The sequence below is a fragment of the Ancylobacter sp. 3268 genome, from assembly GCF_031456575.1.
Classification (GTDB): Bacteria; Pseudomonadota; Alphaproteobacteria; order Rhizobiales; family Xanthobacteraceae; genus Ancylobacter.
In genome coordinates, this window is the sequence record NZ_JAVDUX010000050.1 from 1 (window position 1) to 2412 (window position 2412).

The following is a 2412-nucleotide window of genomic DNA, read 5'->3' on the forward strand; positions in this document are numbered from 1 at the left end:
CGGCCATCCTGTCCCTGAAGCCCTGCCAATCAAGCCAGGCCGAAAGGCCCACTATGCATTAGAGTCAAACCGGACCACTCAATAGGGGCAGGCTAGATATGGGGGCCGTGTAGCGCGGTGCGATCAACCTTTTTCAATGCAGGGCATAGGCTAGCTCGGATGAGCGAGACCGATATAGTCGGCTATCGCGGAAGCCACAGTAGCGAGGGCGGCCACTACGGTAGCCCAGGCCACGAGCGCCGCTAGGAAGAACTCGCGCCGCCCCAGCTCATGCCGAGTTACGACCGGAGCCCCATCCCAATACAGTTGGCCGGTTCTTTCGTCGATCCCGAGAATTTCGAGCTGCGCAAGGTTTAATGGGCGGATGTGGGGCGGCCACCCGCGCAGGCGGCTGAATTCCTTGTTGTAGCGCTCGTAAAAGGCCTCATGGCTTTCACCGGGGCGCTTTGGCTCAATTTCTGGGTACAGGTTCGACATCGATCCCTCAGGGTGAATCAGGTTGGCAATCAAGATTACGCAAGAGTGCGGGATGCGCCTGAAATAGACGGTATTAGGCACCAAAGCAGGTGGCCACTGTCCAACTTGATTTATAATCAAACAATCAGTGCGTGGCCTTTAGCGAAACTACCAGTCTTGCGCTGGCGAAGCCGCTCATCACCGCTGGCACCATTCAAGGTTGGGGCCTCGATCTAGCCACAAGGCCTACAAAATGGGATGATTACGGACACCATCAAGATTCGGCTCTGGATCATGCCCCCTCCTCGGACGCGCTTTGTCATTGAATGCAAAGGGCAGATTAGCGAGATATTCTCCGTTGAGGAACGAAAAATCGGCGATCTCGGGATATATATAAAGAGATCAGAGGACCTAGAGCTGAATAATGACGGGAATTATATTCCACTCATAGAATATAGAATTTCCGTTCACGTCAGCCCAAACGCACCCGGCCACACCTTTACGCACCACAACAGCCTTTCTGACGGGCGGCATCTTATATGCTCAACCTACGTCATCCCACAAGATGACGTGTTGATGTGGAAATTACTTAGCCACGCATCCGCAGATCTTTCTCACAAAATTTACAAATATGACAATAAATCAAATGATGAGCTTATCTCACTCGGATCATACGATCCGTCCAAAGAAGTGCTAGTCTATCATTTGATCATTTCAAGCATTGGTGTTGATTTTTCGCATTTATTTGGATTTCAATACACATATAAGGAATATAAAAGTTTTCAAATAAATGTACTATGGGGATTCATGAAATCTACGACAATTAATCAAGGAAGTATCGTTTTGGTTATGACGTCTCAAATGAAGGTAGACGGAGTCCCGCAGCCCGGGCCGACATTTCCAGATGTGCTTAGCCCGAATTTAGAGCGCATCGAGAGAATGCTTCACGATGCTCGCCGCTCCCTTTCTGCGTCTCACAGATTCAAATTGAAACGAAAACTTGACCCTGAATTGGAGGAGCCTCTGAATACCGGCCCTATGGGTAAGACGGTGTACTTGGCTAGTCAAATGTATTGTTCGCACTCGACGACTAGCCACGTTATAGGCGGGGACGATATCTGGTATGATATCAACCCTGCTGATTTGAAAAATCTTTAGCGCGCACACAGGGATTAATGCCGTTCGCTCTAGGGTTCAGTCCCAGCATGTCATAGCCTGGCTGACGGTTGAACAGCTCTAGCTTTTCGGCGCTGATTCGCCTGATGGCCTCAAGCGGCGTTCTGAACCAAAACACCTTGAGCTGCTTGGTGTAGTTATAGGCCACGACGCGGTTTTTCGACGATCACTCAAGATAGTCCGGCGTCCAGCCATAGCGCGCAATCACGACGGCCGGCTCGAACTCGCCAGTCTTCGGATCGCCGGTGCGCTCGAACGCGATCACACCAGCATTGCTGCTGGCGAGCGACGCCTCGGACCTCGCCGAGACGCCCCTCACCGAGATCCGCTGCCGATCTCAACGGCAGATGGTGAACGAAAATAATGCAACGATCGGTGAATTACCGTATCGGAAATTTCGATCTTTGGAATAAAGTCTACCTGCTTTCATTGGGGGGGGCAGCAGGGTGGACGATATAGGGAAGCGCGCCGAACTGAATGACATTGGCGCGCGCATACTCGCCGTTCAGCAACGCATTTCCGATCTGTCTTATGAAGCTAGATCAGTGGGTTGGGACACGGCGGCCTTCTTATGCGACATGCTCCATCTTGAGCTCGACGAAGTGCTACGGCGCGAAGGCCTAGTGGATTCCCAAGCTGGCGATGTAGGCGTCGAGACGAGCAAGATCGTGCGCATCCACCCGGCCGACTAAGAGCGCCTAACAAAACCTCGTGCGGGCCCTGAAAGCGATGATGGCGGCGGCGATTGTGAGGAAAGCGCGATAGAGGTCGGCGTGGCGT

General features: G+C 52.3%; 3 protein-coding genes. 1 reads left to right on the forward strand and 2 read right to left on the reverse strand.

Translation table 11 applies throughout. From position 1 onward, the window contains the following. Positions 1–150: 150 nt before the first annotated feature. Positions 151–477 carry a hypothetical protein gene (locus J2X65_RS26885; protein ID WP_310208572.1) on the reverse strand — a complete coding sequence of 109 codons (327 nt, stop codon included), beginning with the start codon at positions 475–477 and terminating at the stop codon, positions 151–153. Positions 478–714: 237 nt separating this feature from the next. Here J2X65_RS26885 and J2X65_RS26890 point away from each other — a divergent pair, with 237 nt between their 5' ends. Beyond that, the gene (locus J2X65_RS26890; RefSeq protein WP_310208575.1) at positions 715–1614 is read left to right on the forward strand and encodes a hypothetical protein; all 900 of its coding nucleotides are present in this window, start codon (positions 715–717) and stop codon (positions 1612–1614) included. Here the strand turns inward: J2X65_RS26890 and J2X65_RS26895 are convergent. After that, entirely contained in the window at positions 1586–1780 is a 195-nt protein-coding gene (locus tag J2X65_RS26895) for a hypothetical protein (RefSeq protein WP_310208578.1), read from the reverse strand. The two genes, J2X65_RS26890 and J2X65_RS26895, sit on opposite strands and share 29 nt — an antisense overlap. Positions 1781–2412 lie beyond the last annotated feature (632 nt).